This window comes from uncultured Bacteroides sp., from assembly GCF_905207245.1.
GTDB lineage: Bacteria > Bacteroidota > Bacteroidia > Bacteroidales > Bacteroidaceae > Bacteroides.
Map to the genome: position 1 here is coordinate 89,565 of NZ_CAJLKP010000014.1, position 15,073 is coordinate 104,637.

Annotated in this window: 14 protein-coding genes and 1 pseudogene; all 15 read left to right on the forward strand. The window is 42.8% G+C overall.

Annotation, left to right across the window (positions count from 1 at the left end):
- The first annotated feature begins 724 nt into the window (after window positions 1-724).
- The gene (locus QZ135_RS06770) at window positions 725-934 is read left to right on the forward strand and encodes a hypothetical protein (protein ID WP_294607062.1); all 210 of its coding nucleotides are present in this window, start codon (window positions 725-727) and stop codon (window positions 932-934) included.
- Window positions 935-1,012: 78 nt separating this feature from the next.
- Window positions 1,013-1,795 (forward strand): KilA-N domain-containing protein, encoded by a 783-nt coding sequence (locus QZ135_RS06775; RefSeq protein WP_294607064.1) that lies wholly within the window; start codon window positions 1,013-1,015, stop codon window positions 1,793-1,795.
- 1,686 nt (window positions 1,796-3,481) lie between these two features.
- The gene (locus tag QZ135_RS06780) at window positions 3,482-4,198 is read left to right on the forward strand and encodes a hypothetical protein (RefSeq protein WP_294607065.1); all 717 of its coding nucleotides are present in this window, start codon (window positions 3,482-3,484) and stop codon (window positions 4,196-4,198) included.
- Window positions 4,199-4,308: 110 nt separating this feature from the next.
- Complete coding sequence (locus QZ135_RS06785; RefSeq protein ID WP_294607067.1) at window positions 4,309-4,713, forward strand: hypothetical protein; 405 nt, start codon at window positions 4,309-4,311, stop codon at window positions 4,711-4,713.
- A gap of 225 nt (window positions 4,714-4,938) precedes the next feature.
- Window positions 4,939-5,190 (forward strand): hypothetical protein, encoded by a 252-nt coding sequence (locus tag QZ135_RS06790; protein ID WP_294607068.1) that lies wholly within the window; start codon window positions 4,939-4,941, stop codon window positions 5,188-5,190.
- 180 nt (window positions 5,191-5,370) lie between these two features.
- Window positions 5,371-6,603, forward strand: coding sequence for a hypothetical protein (locus QZ135_RS06795; protein ID WP_294607070.1), 1,233 nt, complete (start codon window positions 5,371-5,373; stop codon window positions 6,601-6,603).
- Between the two features lie 62 nt (window positions 6,604-6,665).
- Window positions 6,666-7,775 carry a hypothetical protein gene (locus QZ135_RS06800; RefSeq protein WP_294607071.1) on the forward strand — a complete coding sequence of 370 codons (1,110 nt, stop codon included), beginning with the start codon at window positions 6,666-6,668 and terminating at the stop codon, window positions 7,773-7,775.
- A 500-nt stretch (window positions 7,776-8,275) separates the two neighbouring features.
- The gene (locus QZ135_RS06805) at window positions 8,276-8,845 is read left to right on the forward strand and encodes a hypothetical protein (RefSeq protein WP_294607073.1); all 570 of its coding nucleotides are present in this window, start codon (window positions 8,276-8,278) and stop codon (window positions 8,843-8,845) included.
- Window positions 8,846-8,876: 31 nt separating this feature from the next.
- Window positions 8,877-9,299 carry a hypothetical protein gene (locus QZ135_RS06810; RefSeq protein WP_294607075.1) on the forward strand — a complete coding sequence of 141 codons (423 nt, stop codon included), beginning with the start codon at window positions 8,877-8,879 and terminating at the stop codon, window positions 9,297-9,299.
- A gap of 66 nt (window positions 9,300-9,365) precedes the next feature.
- Entirely contained in the window at window positions 9,366-9,815 is a 450-nt protein-coding gene (locus QZ135_RS06815) for a hypothetical protein (protein ID WP_294607077.1), read from the forward strand.
- On the forward strand, window positions 9,796-11,079 hold the full coding sequence (locus QZ135_RS06820; RefSeq protein ID WP_294607079.1) for an RNA-directed DNA polymerase: 1,284 nt from the start codon (window positions 9,796-9,798) through the stop codon (window positions 11,077-11,079). Before QZ135_RS06815 ends, QZ135_RS06820 begins: the two co-directional genes overlap by 20 nt.
- Window positions 11,080-12,198: 1,119 nt before the next feature.
- Window positions 12,199-12,690: a hypothetical protein gene (locus QZ135_RS06825; protein ID WP_294607081.1), complete on the forward strand. Its 492-nt coding sequence runs from the start codon at window positions 12,199-12,201 to the stop codon at window positions 12,688-12,690.
- A gap of 19 nt (window positions 12,691-12,709) precedes the next feature.
- Complete coding sequence (locus tag QZ135_RS06830; protein ID WP_294607083.1) at window positions 12,710-13,858, forward strand: ubiquitin carboxyl-hydrolase; 1,149 nt, start codon at window positions 12,710-12,712, stop codon at window positions 13,856-13,858.
- 326 nt (window positions 13,859-14,184) lie between these two features.
- Window positions 14,185-14,478 (forward strand): hypothetical protein, encoded by a 294-nt coding sequence (locus tag QZ135_RS06835; protein ID WP_294607085.1) that lies wholly within the window; start codon window positions 14,185-14,187, stop codon window positions 14,476-14,478.
- Window positions 14,479-14,493: 15 nt separating this feature from the next.
- Window positions 14,494-15,073, forward strand: a pseudogene (locus QZ135_RS06840) (hypothetical protein); the annotation flags it as partial.

The window sequence follows — 15,073 nt, forward strand, 5'->3', positions numbered from 1 at the left end:
CTAAGCATCAGTTTCACCCTTTAAAACGCCGCCCCCTAAAAACGCAGGGAATCGACCGGGGAAGCCTGAACGCATCCAACCGCAACCAATCATTCGCTCTGATCTTCGACGAGGGAAAGCGACGAGAGGAATCCAGATTAAGACGATAAGCTGGAATGATAGGATATTGATATGGAATTGCCTGTTGCAGTATTGACAGCAAGAACAGGGGAAATGTATAAATAATTCTAAATTGGCACCATTCACAAGTTTGCGGTGTGCCTCAAAAGAGAAGAATACACAACACAAATAAAGGCTCACCATTCTATAAGATACTTCCATATAGGTGCTATTTGGAAGTTTCGATGAAATAATAATTCAGAATAGCATCCCCAAAAGAAAGACTGCAAACTTCTCTGACTTTCCCGAGCTCACAGTTAAATTTGCCATTAGCATTTATTAACTATAAAATCTCACCCATAAATCAACTTTCCCGCAGCCCGTTTTCCTATACCTGATAAACACTTAGTAGCAACCTGATGTAAGGGATGACTTGCAACAAGAAGCTAAAGTGGTAGCACTATATAATAATAGGTGTGGATTCAGAGATAGTAGAAGGTGTAACGGGCAAATAAAAGCATTAGTGTTTATTTCCAATAAAGTTCAACCTAAAATCAACTTTCCCATAATCCGCACTCCTATACCTAAGAAACCCTTATTAGTAACTTAAATAAAGAAGAAGAAAATGGAACTGAAAAAAAGAATGACGTATGAGGAAATGGCAGAGTATTTCGAGTCTGAAACCGGGAAACTGGCAACCAAATCAGGAGTTGGCAAGTATGCAAAGCAAATCGGGTTCGAGGTTTACACCCCTTACATCGACGGCAAGAAACTGTTTTTCTATGTGAACGCCAGCATCGGCAAGAGAGTAGAAACGACCGGCTCAGAAAGCTAAATTAATTGATTGATAGTTGTGGGCGTATTATCGCCCATAGCGCAGATGCTTTTGTATAATATCAAAACCAATTGCATTATGATTACAAATGAAGTGATTTTCAAGTATGAAAACACGAACGTTACATTTCTCACGGAAGGTAAAAATGTAATGGTCAATGCCACGGAGATGGCAAAACCTTTTGGAGAGAACAAAAAGCCTGCACTTTGGCTTAGAACTCAGCAAGCAAAAAACTATTTGCAGTTTTTAACACAAGTACAAAAATGCACTACGGGTGATTTACTGATAGTTATGAATGGAGGTAATGGTATTCAAGGAACTTGGATGCATCGCGACTATGCGATGGAATTTGCAAGATGGCTGTCCGCTGAATTTGCTTACTGGTGCAATAAAAAGATTGAGGAACTTCTTTTGAAAGGTACTGTGTCCTTAAACGAACAAGAAAAAACGCTGTTCAGCAAAAAAATCAAGGAATTGGAAAATAAAGTGGAAGAGCTCGTCCCGGACGCTGAGTTTGGAAAATCCGTTCGCCACAATTCAGACAGCATCCCGGTTACCATGTTTTCAGATTTTCTGGTAAGCAACGGATGCAACATCGGCAGAAACCAGCTCTATGAATTTTTCCGTGAAAACGGCTACGTGCACAAGAAAGGAGAAAGCGACCGCAACTTCCCGACGAGAAGATCAACTCAAATGCGGATACTTGAGACTCGCTATCCCAGTTCAACCACAGAGTTCGGCCCGACCGTTTATGTGACTCCAAAAGGAATCAAGTATTTCCTAAGAAGAAGAGGGATGATCGAAGCCTTCATCGAAAGAAAAAAGGCTGCAAGAAAGTCAAAATTATTCAAGCGTAATTAACCGCTTGATAAAACCAACCGGAAGGAAGGCTGCCATTGCGGTAAGTCTTCCTTTTTTTTATCCCCCATAACTATATAGGTGCTATCTGGAAGTTTTGCAATATTAATGTCCCGGATAACACGCACACAAGCTTCTTGCGTCACAAATGTTAATGAACCTTATAGAAGAGAGCGCTCCGGATTTGCGGAGTATTGATAGATAGACAAGTGGCAATATATTGAACAACAGAAAATAAGGAATAAAGAAAAATATAGCTCCCTCTTCCAGCCCTCTTTGAAAAATCAGGTTCGGTTTAACAGTTACACCACTTAATATTAATAAATGGTTAAACACTACGAGAAAGGGACATTCACGCGCCTATCAATACTTCGCAGCCATTTCCTTGCAATGTAACAGGTAGTATTGAATTGATAGCTTTACACCTATTTATATATATAGAAGCACAACTTTCTCTTTCTGTAAAGGCTTCCCTTCTCTTACGCCTTACTCAACACCGCTTTGGCAGAGTATTTTAGTATCTCAACTCCCACTTTCAGTTCTATCAATAATTAAAAGCCGGATTATTAGCTTTCAAATAGATAGTACTGGGATAGACAGTTTATTTCTTGTCAAACTATAAATGCCTTTCTATAACGATTGTATCATTTTCCGGCACCTACTGTTCACCCCTTCAGTATTGATACGGTTTAACACTTCATTTTCCGTCTATCTTCTTAAAATTATTACTAAAGTTGGACTTGGGTAATTCCCCATGGGGCGCGTTTGGCATCCGCAGTCGCCCAAACACCCACCTCGTTCTTTTTAAATTTATTATATCATTGATAATCATGTAGTTATAATCCTTACTTTTACACAAAGTAAGGATTGAATTGATTAACTACTATCAGATTGAAAGAAGAAACTAAAAAACAACCTTAAAATCACTGTTTTAGAAACTACTATCATTCATATTAACCAGTGTTAAATCGCTGATTAACAATTAATTGTATCAATTTATATCTTTATGTATCAATTTGTTATAAGCTTATTTTCGTTCAAAAACTACTAATTGGCAAAAACAAAAAAAATCGAAGAAATTTTCATTTGTTATAACTGATTGATTTACAGTTATTTATCCTTTTGCCTACGCGCGTAGGTGTACAGAATTGATTTTAAGGGGTTTACCTTCGATATTGATAGAAAATATTTCTCTTTTTATTTGGTTGTTCTATAAATATTTCGTTTTGTTGTTGTGTTCTCAAACGGAAACGAGAGAGGACAAAAGCAAAAGCAAAAAATCGTTCTTTCTAATTTTTACTATCGACTTGAAAAGGTTCTTTATCCGCAAACGGAAACGAAACGGAACAAATAAAGAACTTTGTAGAAAGTCACCCGCAAAGATAAGTACTTTGCATTGTGAGGCTGAAACCGTAGTAAGCTGAATTAAATTTCACTCACATAAAACGAAACGTTCGCTTATTGAATAATCCGTTTCGTTTGGCTGAATGTATTTTTATACGTCTGTTTTTCCGTTACTCTGTAAACGGACGTAAAATATATTTCAGTTTTCAAATGCAGAGTAACAAGCAAATTTTTACGCTATCCTGATACAACGTACATAGTACGACGATTCATGAGGAAAGTTCGACTCTTTCCTTATGAACAAATATGCTTTGGTAATGTCGCCAAAGTAAAAACTGTACTATTATGAAAGCAACAACATCAACAACAGCAGCGTCTAATTTTTCAGTAATCGCTCCAACTTCAACGGTTAATAACAACGTAGATTCTCAGAATGTAAGTGTATTAACCACAGTACAATTCCTGGGATTAATCGAAGCTATGCCGTTATCCAACGTAGTTTTACGTGACAAGAAATCCGACAGGTTTATTGTGCTCAAACGAGTAGAATTGTTTGCGGCAAAAGCTGTCCCCACAAAGGACGAGCTTCTTAACGCTTGGAAATCCATGTATTTCAACACGTGGAAAATGAAGTTTGAGATTGAGAAATGTTCGCATGAGAGCTTGAAAAGCGGTAACTTGTTCAGAAACTTAGACCGCTTCGACGTCGCTATGTACCTTGCAGGAAAAAAGGTCTTTGATACAGCCGAATACAATCTGGACTTGGTTGAGGGGAAAGTCGGACTTACCCCAAAGTCAAAGGTGCGTGAAGATTTCACAACAAACAAGGAACTGAAAGCGCATTGCTATAAAGTGGCTGAAAGCGCATGGAAATTGTTAAATATTGATACGCTGATTTCTAAAGCTTTGGTGGATGCTGATAAAGAGAACAAGGAAGCTAAGGTAGCCGAAGTTAAGGAAGTCAAGAAAACCACCAAAACTAAGGCGAAACCTACGGCGAAAACCACGGTGGAAGCTAAGACGGAAACGGAACAAGTTCAGGTACTTGCGGAAGTGGCATAATGTAACCTACCCACACACGGTGAACATACCGGATACCTCTTATCCGGTGGTGCGGCATAGCCCGGAGGTTCGATTCCTCCGGTGTGTGCAAACAACAATAATAAGCTATCATGGATTACAAAACATATTGCGTGGGAGACTACATCTCCCAGCTTGGACGTGTCAAACGTTCGTGTAAAGCAAAGCCTAATACATTCAACATACACTCGCGCCAGAAATATCTGGGCGTAAACACGGTGAAGTATAGGGTGAATAATGTCCTGTTCTATGACGTGTTCCACGTCGATGTTCAGGCGGATTACGTCGGAATATTGTGCTGGGAAGACATAGAATCGGTACGCCAAAAGTGTGACGCCCTTAACCGCATCGGTGACGTAACAGCCACGTGCGGTGAACTGGATGGACGTACCGTGGTGAAGCTTGTACCGATAAAGTTCCTGCAAGTAAACCGCTTCACCCAGGACAAACACGGCTGCACGGTGAAGAGCGAAATATACCACATGAGGACACGATGACGTTATTCTTGTGTCTTGTTTTTGTGAAATATATTTACAATGTGATTAGCTTCTAATTTACTTCAATATACTTCTTGGCGTCGTGAGGATGCCGCATCCACTTCATAACACGGCTGGCATAGCTCACACTTAACACAATGGGTGTGAGCTATGCCCCGGTGTTATCCTCCCGTTTGGCGGGGGTACGGTGGCAACAACGAATTAAAAACTTAATACGATATAGCAATGGAAAGAAATTATCCGGTAGAGCGGTTTTGTCACCAGTGTGGCAAGGTCACTGTAATCTATGTGCGTGAAGAAGATTACAGCAAACGAGTAAGGGGGCGTAGTCCAGCACAGAACTGCTTCCCGTATCTGAATATGCCCGAGCGTGAGACAATCATATCGGGTATGTGCCCTGAGTGCCAAAAGAAGCTGTTCCCGCTCAACTACGACAAGAACGGCAATTGGGTGGGTTACCACGACATACCATTCTAACCACCCGCAATTCCTCACAACCTCTCACAACGCTTCAAAACGGTGTTATATGTTAATGAATACTAAACATCGTATGCTGTGTCACCTAAACGGTGGCGGGGTATTCCTACACCTGATAAACAGCGAGGAAATAACAAGAATCATAACTAATCACCAATTAATAATTAAAATCAAACAAGTATGAAGACAATCGTAAATGACGAGCTGAAAGCACGTCTTAATTTCGCATCAATCAACGGTAGTGTAATTGCAACAGACATTCTGGAAGTACTCAGACAAAACAAGGATGTGACTGAAGTTATCCGTGGTACAGCTAACTACTTCAACTCCAAACGGGTTAAAAACAATGCCGGTGAATATACTAAAATGAAAATCGTATTTTCGGCTTGTACCAAAGACCTGGGCAATGAGAACTTCCCGGACAGGCAGAATCCCCGTGCTCCGTGGTTTGAGGAAAACAGAACAAACTTGGAGCCGTCCACTTTCATCTGTTATTTCAAGGACTTGCCTGAATACTCCGGTGAGGACATAGAATATTTCGCTAACGCTATCTGTGTCAGCAGCAAGGTGGAAATTAAAATGTACGACAAGATGAACGATTTCATTGATGCCTATATTGCCGACAACTATGTTCCATTCGCCCAATATGGTGACAACAGTACGTTACATAATTCCTGCATGAGATATCCCAGCCTTGTATACAGACTGGGAGATTTTTACTCCAACTTTGCCGGGGCAAGCATCCTTGTTGCCAGAGATTCGGAAAATAATGTGCTGGGACGTGCTATTGTCTGGAAGAAGGCAGTCGGAAAGTTTGATGGTGAAGAAAAAGAAGTGTCCGTATTAGACCGGGTGTACTATTCTCACTCTTTTGTGATGAAGCTGATATACCAATATGCCCGGAAAAACGGCATCAACCTGAGAAAGACACATAACGATTACTCCCACAAAATACAGTTTACTGTGCTAAATCCCATAGAGGGAGTAGATATGAAAGTTGGCGATAAAATAGACCAAAACCTGAATATTTGCGTACCTGCCACCAAATGGCATAAGAAAGGAACGCCCTACCTGGATACCTTCTGTTATGTGAATATTACTGAAGACGGCAAAGTACAATTATCCAATCAATCTACAGAAAGATGTGTAGTTACGTGCCAGAATACTTCCGGTGTCGCCACTCAATGCAGGTATATCTGCCCAAACTGCGGTGATGTGCATACCGATAGTGAATACTTGTGTGATACATGCAGAAAAAGACTTATCACAAAAACCATATTCGGCGACATGCTGATGGATAAAGTCAAGAGCTACAACGACGTGAAATACCCCGCCAGTTTCTTCGAGAAAGGCAGACCGTCCGCACATCTGGAACTTAACCTCCAAATTGCCAAATTGTTCATTACGGCTTAGTCTCCCACAGTTCAGTTAAATAAGAATCCTCACCAACAAAAATAAATAAAAATACATACATCATGGAATTATTGAAAGAACTATATGGCATCTCAGCCCGCACGCATCAGGAAAAAGACATGATCGCGTTCGTTTCCCAAAGATTATCAGACCTCGGCGTAACCTTTACCGTAGACGAAACTGGTAATATCTATGCCACCAAAGGCAACGCTGATACTTACCCGTGCATTGCCGCCCATCTGGACGAAGTGCATGAGGCGAGGGAAAAAGGTTACGAAGTCCTGGTTGTCAGGGATGAGTTCATTATCGGCTTCAACAGCGGGAAACGTGAGTTCAACGGTATCGGGGCTGATGACAAGAACGGCATCTGGGTATGTCTGAAATGCTTAGAGAAATTCGATAACCTGAAATGTGTATTCTTTGTTGGTGAAGAACAAGGATGTATCGGCAGTCATCAGGCGGACATGAAGTTCTTCGATGACTGCCGGTTCGTGCTCCAATGCGACCGGAAAGGGAACAGTGACTTTATCAGCAACATCTACGGCAATCCTCTTTGCTCATCCCAGTTTATAAAAGATGCTTCCCTCGGGGAGCATGGATATAAGGAAGAACGCGGGATGCAAACCGATGTCCAGACGTTACGCCAAAGAGGGCTGGAAATATCATGCGCTAACATCTCATGCGGTTATTATTACCCGCACACTCCCCACGAAATGACAAACATAGCCGATCTGAAGAAATGCCTCACACTTGTGGAGCATATCGTTGAGAACTGCCGTGAAGTATACACTCATAAGGAAGTGCGTCCCCAGCGTCGGGATTACAGATCCGATTTTTTCTCCGATGCTTTTCTCCCTCGTTCGGAAAAGCGGTATGCCGAGCCAAACACACGGAAGCAAAACAAACCCTCCAAGGCAATCAAGGAAGCTGCCGAAGCTTGCACCCGGAACCAACGCACAGAGGTTAAACAGAGAATGATAAGTTTCTTCTCTATGAACCCGGACGGTAAACTTAGTGTATTCGAGACTATCTATGCAGAGTTCTTCCCACGCTTGAAGAAAGAAGACTTTGACAATATTTACAAGGCGGTCATGAAGGAGATGGCATCCGGTCGTAAGAAACGGGGTGCTCATCCCTTATATGGCAGCTTGCGTAAGATTGCAAACAAATAACCAAATAACAGTTATTTGGAAGTTCTTCAAATTTAATTCTATCTTGAAAACAGTCACGAAGATAATATTGCGCAGGGCTTAGTTTTCGATGCAAACCCTTTGAGAATGTGCCGCCGAAAGGAAATCTGAAAGAGGTTACGGGATTGGTGAAACCTTATTCTCCCGCCGGGCTGCGTTACGCCTGCCTCAGTATGACATGAAATATGGGTCTGTCCGCAAAGGAGTGCTGGGTGACAACGAATAAATCAGAACTTAAAAAAATAAACAAATGGTACTTAATATCGTAAAAAACAAACTAAGCGCCTCTGATATTGTCAATTGCGTAAAAAAAGTTTTCGATAGTTCAGAAGTTGAAATACAAAAAGAATACTGTGTATCTGTAGATATCTCAGTGACCGGAAAGAATGTTCTACATAGCTTGGAAGGGTTAAAAGAACTGGAATACTATTTCAAGGACTATGATATAAGAATTTGTTGATAAACGCAGAAAGGAATAGACCATGAGAAGTAAAATGTCTTTAAAGAAGCAACTGGCAAACATATTAGACACTGCCATAATTTCCGGAAGCGGGAAGGTTGGACGTACCCGGTATACGGCCAATCATGATATATATGTTGCTGAAAGGGTAAATGAACACGGGTATAAATGTACGTATCATTTTGAGGGAGACTTTAAGGAAGAACTGTTGAAACGTGCCGCTTCTATCCAAAGGGGAACGCCCTGCAAACTTAAAGAGTGGCAGAACGGGAACAGCACACAAAAAGTAATGCTCTTCCTGAAAGAAAACAAAGAGGTTTTGCAGGTATTGTCTGACATTGGTTATCTGATGAGAAATTACAACTACGACGCACAAGAGGCTTGTGGTATTTTATTCAAGGATAAAAAGAAGCTGCCTTCCTGTTTTCGTCTGGATGGTAAAAACGGACGTTCTAAAACACCGGTCTACCGCTTTGACATGAGCGGTTACTACGGGAATAGAAATATCGAATATCTTATCGGTATAGTGAGGATTCTGCCTAAATCATACCTGAAAGGGATTGATGGCAGCGATGATAGCAATGGTAATTAACTTGTAAACAAATAATACAAAGAAAAAGAGTATGAATGTAATATGCACAAGATGCGGCGGCACGGATGTTTCCTGCGAAGCAACAATAAATCCAAACACTAAAGAGTTCAAAGATTACACCGACGAATCATTCCTGTACGGTTGGTGCGAGAACTGCAAAACGGGAGTCATCATATCCGACACGGACGAGATACAGGTGGAAATGCAGAAGAAGTTTGATGAGTTCGTCAAGAATAACGGCAAGGAGCCACATTATGCGAACTGCGAAATTGTGTGGAAGGACACGGACGGTAGCCAAGAGGTAAAAATCCAGCTCTCGGGAGATACCGGCGAGGATGACGACATGTTTTTCTACTGCCAATCTTTGAACGGGCTCAAATCGCTGGCAGCTTTTGGGTGTGAGGATTTCATCGTGACAGAGATAAATAGTTTTGAGCGGATATTGGAATCATAAAAAATGGTTACGCAGTGCTCTTTGTGGCAATGCCAATCAGATTGTGGAACTGAAATAAGAATAAAAATGAAAGAAATTACAGCAAAATTGGTATCAACCAATAATACCCAAAGATATTATGAATTATCTCTTCCGATTTATAAAGGTAGAAACTTTGGTCGTAATGTTGATATTGCCGCAGAACTTGAAGAGTGCAAAGAGAAACGGATGAAGCCGGAATATAAGCACCTTCTCCGAACAGACGGATGCCATATTGTATGTGTGTCGGATGCGCATACCCACATTGAGAGGCTTGTGTTCGTTGGTGAAAAGTTTCCGTCAGGTTATGGCCGTACCGATATTCAAATAGACGGCTCCCATACCATGAAAATATACGGCGGCGATGAAAGACATGTTTATCCCGATGAAGTGTATTTAAGGCATTTGGGGATGGTCAATGGAGTGAGAATAGTCTTAGACAAGAGTGATATTACAAAAGAAACCAACACTACGGATTATGCCAGACAAGATAGATAAGGTTGATAAGATTTTACAGATGTTCTTCGATATTGGCCGGTGGACGAAAGCCATAGAGAAAGGTGTAGGTAAGGACATCCGAAAAGACCAGCTCATATTGCTGACCGATGAAAACACCCGGATAGCGATTGCTGATGCCATGAGGAAGGGTAAGTATGAAATTTCACCTCCCCACACCGCCCAGATACCAAAAGAAAACGGTGAGTTCCGCACGGTTTACGTGAATGAACCTATTGACCGGGTGATATTAAGCATCGCCAATGACTTGCTTTTCGATCTGATGCCCGAGATGGTTCATGTCTCCTGTAAATCCTACCAAATAGGGACCGGATGCGGTAAGGTCGTGACCGAAGTAAGTAATAAAATGGTGACTATCGAAAAGGATGGATATTTAGGATGGAAATCTGATCTCAGCAAGTATTTCGATAGTGTGCCTGTTCAATACATAGACGAAGCGTTCGACAAGGTGGAAGCGCAGCATGGTCATTCCGCTTTGATTGACGTGCTGCGGAAATACTACCACTGTGATTTATACTTCGATGAGGATAACAATCTCCTGCGTCAATACCAGTCCCTCAAGCAAGGGTGCGCTGTGGCAAGCTGGCTTGCTGATGTATTGCTGTATGACCTTGACGAAGAACTGTCTCAAATGGATGGTTTCTACACACGTTATTCGGACGACATGTTGTTTGTCGGGAAAGAATACGGGAAAGCCATGAGCGTGCTCCAGAGCCGGTTGGAAGAGAAGACGATGAAGCTAAACCCGAAGAAGGTTGAATATTTGACTATGGATAAGTGGTTCAAGTTTCTTGGGTTCAGTATCAAAGGTAGCATGATCTCCTTATCCTCCAGCCGTATCAAGACGTTTCAAAAAGAGATTGAGAAACGCACCATCCGCAAGCCGGGAATAACGCTGGCAAAAGCCATCAACGCAGTAAACCGCTACCTCTACAAAGGTAACGGGGAGTTTAGCTGGGCTACGCAGATACTTCCGGTATGCAACGTGAGGAAAGACCTCGACGAATTAAACAAGTTCGTGATGGACTGCCTGAGAGCGGTACAGACGGGAAAGCGCAAGGTGGGCGGCTTAGGGTACGTCAAAACAAAGAGTGACGGTTGTATAGTCCGGGGGCTGGGGCGTAACGTGAAAGCCAACCGGGGCAAGACTGTGGGGGACATCCCGGGCTATCTGACCCTTGGCTGTATGCAGAACGCCATATTGACAAGACGGGCCGTGTACAATACTTTGGTCGCATCATTATAGGAACATTATAGGAACTTACCGAACACACGGTGGATGATGAAGGCGCAAGGCATTTAATGTTACAGGCTTAGTATACCAGAATTCATACGAGATCAACCGGTTTAGCTCCCGGTCGATCTCAGTTAAATTCTGGTTCATTCCTGTAAATATCAAGAATTTAAAGAATTGTGTCGCTTGCTTGACATCATAATAAATAATAATACTGAAACACATCAATGAAGCTCAAGGAACAACAATTAATATCCCGCGTGCGGAATCCAGCTCATGCAGAGTCTTGAAGGCCGTTAATCCACCGCCTTCAGACTCTTTATGGAGCTGGAATACGCGGGACATATCAAGAGCGTATAGCAATGTGTCGCTGTTATGAGAGCTTTCTCTTCTTAGCACAAAAGAAGAAAAAAAATAAGAAAAGAAGTATGGTTCAAGGAATAATATTTAGTATGCCGTGTACAATAAGCCTCCTTGGCGCCGGCGGAACTCTCTACTGAGCACTCCGCCGGCGCCGTTACGGCTTCCCAGCCACGGCAAACATCAGATGTATAAAGAAATGTGCCGGTATTTTGAGAACCGCAAATAAAAGTAAGCTTAGCACAAAGCAACCAGTCAAGATCAGGGCTTTAATAGTCCAGCCTGAAAACTACTGGGGACCGACTCCCGATTGTCGTGGTCCGCCAGTATTTACACGCTGGACATATCGAATCAGTAAAGTTATGTGTCGTCCTGAATGAGACTGAATGATAATGATTTTAAGAAACATAAGACTTAGCACAAAGCAGCCAGTCAGGATTAGGACATTTAATAGTCCAGCCTTTAATTGCGGCCACCACGTCATCTCCGGCTATTGCAGGAGATGACCTTTAGGCCAGCAGATACACGCTGGACATATCAAATCAGTAAAGTAATGTGCCAACCTAATGAGACAGAAAAAAGAAGAGGTATGGTAGCGCAACCAAGTATTGCACAAGGGATCAGATTCAGCATACAGTATTTCATTTGTATCCTGGCACCTGGTTATAACCGAGGTTCCAGGATACAGTACATCCTGTATTCATCAGAATTATAAAGTAATGCGCCGTGACCTTGAGTGTAATAATTAATAAAATTGACAACCGAGAAAATATGGACAATAACAGCAACAATCAATGTCAGTGTATCTATCAGAAAGCCATCCAAGCCGTCGAAGGTGGCACAAGCTTCAAGATTGATTTCCGTTCCCGAAGCCTGAAACTAAACGGCAAACCTATCATACAAGATGGCAAGTACGAGGGTGAACTGGGCGTGCCATGTTGCAGCGAGGACGAGTTTCTTGCCAATGTGGAAGAACTCTACCGCATCTACAAGCACTCAGTCCCTTCAGAACGGAGCGAAAGCAAATCACGGCGGTACTTCATGGCATTGCCCGAAAAGAGCCTGAACGACGACGCCATGCTTTTCGGTGAACGCCGTGACAAGGCTCAAGTCGAACTTGAATTATATGTCCTCTGCCAGATATTGGGTGGAATCAAATGGAATCCGGAAACGATGGGCAAATGGTTCTGGCAGAGCAGTAAGGATAAAGACCTTGTGATACTAAGAAACTGGATAGAAAAGATAGAATCCAATAACAATTAACCAATCAATAATTTAACAAATGAACAGTAAGAAAAAAGAAACAAGAGGAACGAAAGCGACCAGAGGAACGAAAGTAACCAAAGCGACCAGAGGGACTAAGGTATTGTGCCCCGGGTGCGGCACGGAGTTCGCTATTGCGAAGAACGAATTTACGACCGTGGCAACAGTGATCGGTGAAGACTCGGGCCTGGGAGTTATCTTTCCCGCAGTCGTCGAAAAAAAGACTGCACCTGCCAAGCTACCCGAAAAAGCGGACGAACGCATCGAGGCGCTACGCAATGCAGGTGTGGATGTAAGCTGCCTGTTCGCCATGCGGGGAGCGAATGGCGGCGAGTGTATCGCATCCAACAAAGGCGGCAAGCTTGTCGTGCTGAATGACAACGACCCGCTTTTCGACATAATCATCTCCCAGGGGACGGTTCCGAACGGTCACCTGTTCCGCCGTTGGGTAATGTCCAAGATGTTCCACATGATGTCCGAGACAGCATATCGTTCCAAAGAACCGCTGGGTGTGACTGAGATGATACATCGCCTGGGCTATGAGTACCAGTGGAAGATGCTGATGAACGAGTTGTACGCACAGATGAAGATGGAAAGCAAGGACCCGGAGAGCTTCATCGAGCGTAACCGGTGGTTCAATACCAATGTAGTGGAGGCGATGGCAAGAGATTATACAATACAGCTTAAAGAGCGTGTGGATGCTTTGAAAGTCAGGAATTGTAAAGGCATTCCTTACAAACGTATATGCAGCCGCAATATTTTCGTGTCGGATTTGGCAATCAAACTGTATTACCCGCTCGATATGGTAATGGCACGCATCAGACAAGCGAAGAATGCCGCCCAGCTTTATAATGCCGCCAGAATCTTTAATAACCTTCGCATCAAGATGGCGTTCGATACTCCGCAAAGTAAAGCATGGATAGACGCCTACAAGGGTTCGGGAGCATACTTCACTATGCAAAACCTTATCCGTTTCCATGGGTGTGTAGCTTACGATGATGGAGAAAACCGTCTGGATAAAACTCAGTCTCTGGATTTCCTCCGGATTAAGGCAATGATGTATGCGAACGGTGAAGGATGGCGTTTGCTGGCAGTCCTGAAGAAGATGCTGGCTGACAACAACATCGACATCAAGAAGAAGATGGCCGAGTGGCGTAAGAAGAAATAATAAATATCTTCATTGCTTGGTAAGCACGATGTGACGGGCCAATATATTTCAGATCGTCTTCTTTAATAAATCAGGATACAAAGCCTACAGGCTTGTTGTCTCCTGATTCAGCAGAAGACCATGCATCTAATCAGTAAAGACATACCCCGATTGTCAGTCACATCCTTTCTTATGCCTGGCAGGCATAATGTGAGGGACCGGGAAATTTAGTTGCTGCCTCCATATATTCAGGAGGTGCCCACTGCGAATGCCAGGGCACCTCCATCAAGCTGGAGGCATCAAATCAAGCCGATAAAGCCATGCCCCCGCCGGTAATCACATTGTTCTTGGATGCCGAAAAAAAACATCTGAATTTCAAGGGAATACATACGCTCTCAATCAACATAGTATGGTGTGGTAAAGAAAATATTAACTATATAATTATTAAGAATATGAGTGTAACTTATGTGTGCGAATGTTGTGGTGAACCTATCACAAGAGAAGAATATGACTCACAGGGCTTTATCGCCTATTGTCAGACATGTAAAAAAATGCCCAAAAAAAAGAGAATGCAAAGAATGCAAAAAGCATGGGAAGCAAAACAAGCATTAAAGGCTCAAAGTAAAAATAACGTAAAATAATCAAAAAGCATAACAATGAATCAACCTATCTTATTAACCGCCCAAAACGCACACCGCGTTAAAACCGTTCGCCCTGTGGATAACCCGCAAAGCGAGCCTTCCCGGTTCAATTACAGAGGACAGCGATTAGGCTTCCGCAACCACCTGCATACCATAGGAGAAGATGATGCCGCCACTCCGGTGTCTAAAGATAACTATCCGCAATGGGAAGTCGTAAGGTTCCATTACCCCGATTATCTGGGATGTTACTGGCAACAGGCGCAGGATGCGTATCGCAACACCTCACAAGACCCGGACATACTCGGCGAAGACTCCATTGTCGCATACGAAAAGACACTTCATTATGATCTGATGAAGATGCCGGAAGGTGAACGCGAGCAATATATTCAGAACTTCAAACAGCATTACTCCGCCATGCTTGCCGCCAGTTCCCGGTGTGCAAGCACATTTGTTACGGGTGCTGCAAACTTCAATCACCGCAGGAATGAAAAGGCGAACGAGTCTTACCAGAAACGGTCGGAAGAGTTTACCGAGTGGCGCGAACGTGCTTTGAAAGCTATCGCAAAACGTATCGAAGCAGGGAAACCGGAAGAGC